The following is a 7,556-nucleotide window of genomic DNA, read 5'->3' as shown; positions in this document are numbered from 1 at the left end:
GCAGACCTCGCACAGCAATGGTCATTGGATGTCTGTTGGCCTGCACCACAGCCTGGACGAGTACAAGCGTCCAGGCTGGGGTGCCATCAATCGAACCGCTGGTGAAGGCTCGGGCCGAATCCCTGATGAGCCAGTACGACATTGCCGGGATGGCAATCGCGATCATCGACGGGCGTCAACAGATGTTCTTCAACTATGGGCTGGCTTCACGCGAGACTCGAACCCCTGTTACCGAGGACACCCTCTTCGAGCTGGGTTCGATCAGCAAGACCTTCACTGCCGCCTTGGCCGCCTATGCACAGGCCAATGGCAAGCTGTCATTGACCGATCATCCTGGCCAGTACCTCCCGGCCTTGCGCGGCACACCGTTGGATCAGGTGTCTCTGGCCGACCTGGGCACTCATAGCGCCGGCGGGTTTCCGTTGCAACTGCCGGATGACATCCAGAACGATGCGCAACTGATGGCGTACTTGCGCGACTGGCGACCCAGCTATGCGCCAGGTACCCAGCGCAGCTATGCAAACCCAAGCATTGGCCTGCTCGGACTGATCGCAGCCAAAAGCATGAATGTTTCTTTCACTCAGGCCATGCACGACACGCTGCTTCCGGGATTGGGCCTGGCCCACACCTATCTGGATGTACCGGCTGCCCAGTTGCCGCTGTATGCGCAGGGTTACGACAAGAAAGATCAGCCAGTGAGGTTGAATCCTGCGGTACTGGCCGATGAAGCCTATGGGTTCAAGTCCAGTGCATGGGACATGCTCCACTACCTGCAGGCGCAGATGGATACGGTGGCGGTACCAGCGAAACTTCGCGAAGCGCTGAAGGCCACGCAGCAGGGCTACTTCCGGGTAGGCGGCATGACGCAGGGATTGATCTGGGAGCTATACGGCTATCCGGTCGCACTCGATACCCTAGTTCAAGGCAATTCCAATGCGGTGGCTTTGACGACGCAACCTACAAGTCCGCTGCAGCCCTTGGACCAGGTATGGATCAACAAGACGGGGTCGACCAATGGTTTCGGTGGATACGTTGCGTTCGTACCGTCGAAGGGGATCGGGGTGGTCGTGCTGGCTAACAAGAATTACCCGAACGAAGCGCGGGTCAGGTTCGCCCACCAGCTGGTGCAGGCACTGGATAAGTAAGGTTCGCGCGCGTTCTCAAGCCAATAGGTCTGGAGTAGGATCCCACTCCTGACCCTATTGGAGTTTCGTCAATGCGCCGCACCTGCCTGTTTCTCGCTTTAACGCTGGGCCTGGCCAATGCGGCCTGGGCCGCCAAGCCGGCACCGAGCGCGCCGAAGACGCAGACCGTCAAGACACTCGACGGCAAATTCATGTTCACCCTGCCTGCTGGCTATACCGTCAACCCGCTGCCACCTGCCGATCCGAAAAGCGATGCGGCCGGTGCCAAGGGCATGATGTACATGAACGAAAAAGAAAGACGTGTGGTGGTGACCACCGAACTGCCGATCCCCAAAGGCGGACACGCTGCCGACAACGATGATGAGTTCCTGACCGGCGCCACAGCCGGTTTCATCAAGCAGCAAGCCACCGCATTGCCCGACTTCAAGAAGACTGCCGAAAAGCGCATGACCTTGCGAAAACTGGGCGTGGAACAGATAGACAGCACCGCGACCATGGGCGGCGGTGCGACCATGACCACGACGTTCGTGGCCGGATCTGGCCAGAGCATGTCGGTTGTCCAAGTGATTTCCCGGGCCAGTGATCCGACCGGGCATGCAGCCATGGTCAAACGCATCGTGGCTGGCCAATAGCGGAATTCGTTCCGTTGCGGGAGAGCATCGCCCTGCAATGGGCGAACAAAATGGAAGCCAACAAAAAACCCGCCGAAGCGGGTTTTTTGTCTAGCCATTCCAACATCCTGTCAGCAGCTTCCTTGCAATGGCCGGTCGTCCCTGACCCTGAGTCGTATCCTTCGTCTCAGTTAGTGAGGCTAGAATACTGCCGCACGAATGAGAGCAATAGAGGCGATTGGAGTCACGGCTTGTAAGCGATTGGCTATACCGCTGCCGCACGGCGTAGCCAAAGGGTTACCGTGGTGCCCTCGCCTGCTCGGCTGTCGATGCGGGCAATGCCTTCGGCGCTCAGGGCAAAGCCGTATACCTGGGACAGCCCCAAACCTGTGCCCTGGCCCGAAGCCTTGGTGGTATAGAACGGTTCGAAGACCTGGGCCAGCACGTCTTCCGGAATACCCGGCCCGTCGTCCGCTACGCTCAGACAGAGATAGTCACCGTCGGCCAGCTGGGCGTCGCCGCAGACCACGCGCTGGCAGGTCGCTACCCGAATCTGCCCGGCACCGCGCAAGGCATCGCGGGCGTTCACCAGCAGGTTGAGCAAGGCGGCGTCCAGTTGATGGGCGTCGCACATCACCGCCTGAGCGGGCGCCTGCAGGTCCAGCAGGACCTTGGTAGTGGCGCCCAGTGCGCGGCCGAACAGATCACTGTTGTGCTCGATTCGCTCGTCTAGCTTTACGGCCTGCACGCTGGGTTCTTCGCGACGGGCGAAAGCGAGCAGATGATGGATCAGTTGGGCGCCTTGGCGCACCGCCTGCAGACCGATCTCGGTCAGGCGCTCGACCTCCAGGGGTTTGCGGGCCTTGAGGCGAGTCATCTGCAGACTGGCACTGACCGCTTGCAGCAGGTTGTTGAAGTCGTGGGCGATGCCTGCGGTGAGCTGACCCAGCGATGATATGCGCTGGGCGTGTCGCAGGGTTTGCAGGGTTTGCTGGTGCTCGCTCAGCACATTGTCCAGTTGCTGGGACAAGGAGAGGGTCTGCTGCTCGCGCTGGTCATTGAGCAGACGCAGCTCCAGCTGTGCAGCCGTTTGCCGGGCGAGGGCCTGCAGGGCCTTGCACTGCGCTGCTTCCAGGGTGCGCGGCACAGTGTCGATGACGCAGACCGTGCCCAGCGCCGAGCCTTGGCGCGTGATGATCGGTGCGCCGGCATAGAAACGGATGTAGGGCGGGCCCAATACGAGCGGACTGTTCATGAAGCGCGGGTCGAGATGGGTGTCCGGCACTATCATCACGGTTTCAGGCGCCAGAATGGCATGGGCGCAGAACGCCAGATCGCGGTGGGTCTGGGGAACATCCAGCCCTATACAGGCCTTGAACCACTGCCGTTCGCGGTCCACCAGGGACACAAGGCCGATGGGTGTCGCGCAGAGCTGAGTGGCCAGTTGAACGATATCGTCGAAACCAGGCTCTGGAGGACTGTCAAGAACACTGAGGTGCTCGAGCGCAGCCAGGCGTTCGGACTCGTCGATAGGCGATGGAGCCGCGCTGTGAGACATGCAATGGGCCAGGTTGATGGAATGATCGGAATAATGCGCGCAGCGAGCCGAGGGGGCAAGTGCGTGCAAGCCTATTGCGCACGAACGAAAAAGGGCGACCCTTTCGGATCGCCCTTTTGCACCGCCCAGCAGAGCGGATTTTGTTTGGTAGGCGCGATTGGACTCGAACCAACGACCCCCACCATGTCAAGGTGGTGCTCTAACCAACTGAGCTACGTGCCTGCTGTGGCGCGCAATTCTACGGATTGGCACGCCACTGTCAACGGCAAATTTCCACCAAGGGTAAAAAAATCACTCACTTGCAATGCACAGCTGGGTTTCAGCCATCAATGCAGGCAGCACTGCTTGAACTTCTTGCCGCTCCCGCAGGGGCAGGGATCGTTGCGCCCGGTCTTGGTTTCGGCGATGGCCGGAGTGTTGCTGGGACGGCGTTCGAACCAATACTGGTGCAGACGGATCGCGGCCATCTGGATCATTTCCATGGCTTCTTCGGCATCCAGCTCTTCGCCTGAACCGTCGCGCTTGAGCAGGTCGACGCCTTGGGTATGCAGGGTAATCAGTGCGAGCAGGTCTTGTTCCTGGTCAGGCATGTCGAGCCAGCTGCCGCCGACCACGACGCCGCGCTCGTAACCGTAGCACCAGTCCTCGACGCTGACGACTTCTTCGTCGTCGAACAGATTGAAGATCGGCGCGAAGTTTTCGAAGTCTTCCTCCAGCAGCATTGCCAGTTGGTTCATGTGTTGGATGAGCAGGTCGAAGAATTTCTGGAACTGTTTGTCGTCCTTGAACACTGGCAGTTGATCGGGACCACCCCACAGCGCTGCGTACCAGTCGTCGAAGGCGATGGCCTGGGGGCCCGAAACGATGGCCGCGAAGAAGCCATCGAGCTCGGAAATACTGCCGATTGAGGTCTCACTGGCGTATTGCCCCAGTATTTCCTCCACGTAATCCAGTTGTTCGTCGGTCAGCGCGTCGTTGCTGATGTTGTAGGCCATGGTCTGCTCGATCGGGTCATCAAAAATAATGCCCGCATTGTAGCTGCCCGCGTGGACGGTGTCCTTGGGTCTGCCGTGGATCAGCCTCCCAATCGACCCAGGTAGTCCTGCAACGCGCGCTCCCGAGCGCTACCGATCAGGACCCAGAGCAGGATCCGGCATTTGCGCGGGCAGAGAAAACCACCCATCACCGCCCCATTGGCTTGCAGATCGATTTCGCCGCCGACGAAGCCGTAACTGGCCTTGGCGGTAGGCCCTTGGCCGGTGCGCGTGGCTACTATCACCGGCAGGTCCTGGGCAATGGCCCGCAGGCTGGCGGCCCAACGCTGTGAGACGTGGCCAGCGCCGAAACCGGCGATGACCAGGCCCTGATAGCCGGCGTCGACGACCTTGTCGAGCAACAAGGTATCGGCATCCAGTGCCGCCTCCAACAGCAGCACACTGTGATTGGTTCTAGTGGGGCGCGGCACACATTGTCGAGCTGGCGGCGCGGCGCCGTAGTGAACCTGGTTCTCGATCATCAGGCCAACCGGGCCATAGGGCGATGAGGCAAAGGCGTCCATGGCCAAGGCCGCCACCTTGCGCACCCTGGATGCGGCATGCACCTGGTCGTTCATCACTACCAGTACGCCACGGCCGCAGCTCCGTTCGGCCAACGCGACCTGCGCTGCAGCCAGCAGGTTGGCCGGGCCGTCTGCACCGCAGTGCGATGCCGCGCGCATGGCACCGGTCAGGACCAGAGGCTCGTCCAGGTCCCAGAGCAGGTCGAGAAAGAACGCGGCCTCTTCCAAGGTGTCGGTGCCCTGGCTGATGACCACACCTACAGAGCCGGCAGTGACGCATTCGCGGGCCCAATCCAGGACTTCGAGCAGCGCCTGGAAACTCAGGGAGGCACTGGGCAAGAGGTTCAGCGTTTGCACCTGAACGTCGGCCAGCGAAGTCAGTTCCGGCAGCAGATCGACCATGCCCTGCCCGCTCAGGCTGGGCTGAACGCCCGCCCCAGTGGGTTGGGCCTGCATGCTGATGGTGCCGCCCAAGGCACCTACGGACAGTTTGGGTAGAGCCACGGGCGGTTCTCCGTCAAAGGTTGGGACTGCCGATGATCAGGCCGATCAACGGCAGGATGAGCAAGGTACTGATGGCCATGGACAGCACGTTGCCGATGTAGCCATGCATGTAGGACGGTAACCGCTGGCTGATGGCTACGGCCAGTGGCGGCGCCAGCAGTGCGCCCAGTGCGGCACTGAGAATGATCACCGGCAGGCTGCCACCATGGACCAGAATCGCGGCGGGGGCTACCGAGACCACGGGGATGTAGGTCGGATACCAGCCGCGGGCTATCCATTGATGACGCCAGATGAGCACGCCCAGGGCCGAAGCCAGGGTTTGCGCCGCCAGCAATTGCAGCAGCCAGCCGGAACCGTAGAACGGGCTGGCCGGATTGAGCATCAGCGCCAGCAGCGCGCCCAGCACCAACCCCAGGCTGGCCCACTCGTTGCCGAAGAACGGCGCTTCGGAGAAGTCGGCGAGGATACGGCGCAAGGTCCAGCGCATCCCGTAGTCCGGGGTCGATGCCACCACCGGTGGCGCTGTCGAGGGCGCCGCATCGGGCTTCACCAGAGCCGGGAAGCGTTTGCACAGCAGGAAGCCGATCACGCTGCCCACGGCCATGCCGGTGACATTGCCAATCACCACCGGCAGGGCCAGCGGGACGCACACGTACTGAACGATCAACAGGCAGGCTGGTGTGACCAGCACGGCGCCCATGATGGCCCCGGTCAGCGCTACACGCCAGCCACGGCCGAACAGCAGCACGGTGGCCGCGGGCATGGAAACGAAGGCGACGAAGGTCGGCTGCCAGGTATCGGCCGACAGCGTCCAGCCCCAGAGCAGGTTGCCCAGGCCCAGACCCAGCAGTGAACTGGTCACCACCCATGGCCACAGGCCGGTGCCGTAGCAGATTGCGAAACCCTGCCAGCGCTTGCCGGTGCGATTGGCCCACCAGCCCAATCCGGCGCCGGCGAGCAGACCGATGGAGGCGAACTCGTGCTTGTAGAACGCCACTTCGCTGATATCGCCGACTATCCAGCGCCACCAGGCCGCCGGATGGTGCAAGTTAGCCATCATGTCGCCATAGCCGGGCCACAGCGCATCGACCGCCAGCAGCTTGCCGCTGATCACTGTCAGCGTGATTGCCAGAGACAGCACCAGCAAACCTGTCAGGGTCCCGGTGGATGCGCGCGTTGGTGTGTCGTGCAGAGAGGTATCCATGGGCATCCCTCCTCAGCGCGGCAGCGCGGCATGGCGGTCATAGCCCAGCATCGAGCCGTACAGGTCGACCCGGCGGTCGCGTGGAAGATCATTGAGGCTGTTCCAGATCGGTGCGCTGCGCGCCGAAACCAGATCGATGTCGGCGAAGAGGATGGTTTCCTCTTCGGCACCGGCCACTTCGCTGAGCGGCCAACCGTTGGTGCCGGCTATCAACGAGCAGCCGAGGAAGCGATCGCCGCGGTCGGTGCCGATGCGGTTGGCGGCGGCGATGAAGGTGTTGTTGACGTGGGCCGCAGTGATGGTCAGGTAAGAGGCCATGCATTTGCCGGTTTCGTCGAACAGCGGCGGTGGTGTCCAGACCCAATTGTTCAGGCTGCAGATGATGTCCGCCCCTTGCAGGCTGAGCAGACGTGGCACTTCGGGGAACCAGACATCCCAGCAGATCATCAGGCCGATGCGCCCGATGGGCGTCTCGAATACTGGGAAACCGAGGTCGCCGGGGCTGAACCAGAGTTTTTCCAGATTCCACAGATGGGCCTTGCGGTATTTGCCGATGAAACCCTCGGGGCCGACCAGCACCGCGCAGTCGTAGAGTTTGTGGCCATCACGTTCTGCCAGACCGGCAGCAAGGTAGACCTGGTGTTCGCGGGCGAACTCGATCCAGGCCTGGGCGCTGGGGCCTTCGGGTACGGCCTCGGCCAACGCAAAGGCTTCCTCGCGGTTGCGGTAGGCGTAGCCGGTGTTGGCCAGTTCCGGCAGTACGATCAGCTGGGCGCCTCCGGCTACGGCGCGCCGGGCCAGATGAAGGCTGTGAGACAGGTTGAACGAGCGGTGTTCGAGGCCGCATTGCGGATCGAACTGGACGACAGCGACGCGCACGGGACTGATGGCAGAAGCAGAGGACATGGAGGCACCTTTTTGTTGTTTTTGGATTGCCTCCGCATAGAAACGCATTCGTTTGGATTAAAAAACCGGA

General features: G+C 61.7%; 7 protein-coding genes and 1 tRNA gene (1 of these 8 running past the window's edge). 2 read left to right on the top strand and 6 right to left on the bottom strand.

Going from position 1 to position 7,556, the window contains the following annotated elements:
* On the top strand, positions 1 to 1,145 hold the 3' portion of the coding sequence (gene ampC / locus LT40_RS20845) for a class C beta-lactamase (protein ID WP_084139865.1). The gene continues 4 nt to the left of window position 1, outside the view; the window shows 1,145 of its 1,149 coding nt (coding positions 5-1,149); its start codon lies beyond the left edge, outside the window; the stop codon is at positions 1,143 to 1,145.
* Between the two features lie 71 nt (positions 1,146 to 1,216).
* Positions 1,217 to 1,777, top strand: coding sequence for a hypothetical protein (locus LT40_RS20840; RefSeq protein WP_043193171.1), 561 nt, complete (start codon positions 1,217 to 1,219; stop codon positions 1,775 to 1,777).
* Between the two features lie 244 nt (positions 1,778 to 2,021).
* Here LT40_RS20840 and LT40_RS20835 read toward each other — a convergent pair whose 3' ends face one another.
* The 6 genes from LT40_RS20835 to LT40_RS20810 all read right to left on the bottom strand — a co-directional run bounded on the left by LT40_RS20835 (position 2,022) and on the right by LT40_RS20810 (position 7,486).
* Complete coding sequence (locus tag LT40_RS20835) at positions 2,022 to 3,314, bottom strand: sensor histidine kinase (RefSeq protein WP_043193170.1); 1,293 nt, start codon at positions 3,312 to 3,314, stop codon at positions 2,022 to 2,024.
* A 145-nt stretch (positions 3,315 to 3,459) separates the two neighbouring features.
* Positions 3,460 to 3,536 (bottom strand) — tRNA-Val (locus LT40_RS20830).
* A 104-nt stretch (positions 3,537 to 3,640) separates the two neighbouring features.
* Complete coding sequence (locus LT40_RS20825; protein ID WP_043193169.1) at positions 3,641 to 4,309, bottom strand: UPF0149 family protein; 669 nt, start codon at positions 4,307 to 4,309, stop codon at positions 3,641 to 3,643.
* Positions 4,310 to 4,389: 80 nt separating this feature from the next.
* Positions 4,390 to 5,376 carry an asparaginase gene (locus LT40_RS20820; protein ID WP_043193168.1) on the bottom strand — a complete coding sequence of 329 codons (987 nt, stop codon included), beginning with the start codon at positions 5,374 to 5,376 and terminating at the stop codon, positions 4,390 to 4,392.
* Positions 5,377 to 5,389: 13 nt separating this feature from the next.
* Positions 5,390 to 6,580 (bottom strand): hypothetical protein, encoded by a 1,191-nt coding sequence (locus LT40_RS20815; protein ID WP_043193166.1) that lies wholly within the window; start codon positions 6,578 to 6,580, stop codon positions 5,390 to 5,392.
* 12 nt (positions 6,581 to 6,592) lie between these two features.
* Positions 6,593 to 7,486 (bottom strand): nitrilase family protein, encoded by an 894-nt coding sequence (locus tag LT40_RS20810; protein ID WP_043193165.1) that lies wholly within the window; start codon positions 7,484 to 7,486, stop codon positions 6,593 to 6,595.
* Positions 7,487 to 7,556 lie beyond the last annotated feature (70 nt).

Source organism: Pseudomonas rhizosphaerae (assembly GCF_000761155.1).
Lineage (GTDB): Bacteria > Pseudomonadota > Gammaproteobacteria > Pseudomonadales > Pseudomonadaceae > Aquipseudomonas > Aquipseudomonas rhizosphaerae.
This window is presented reverse-complemented; position numbering and strand designations above follow the sequence as displayed.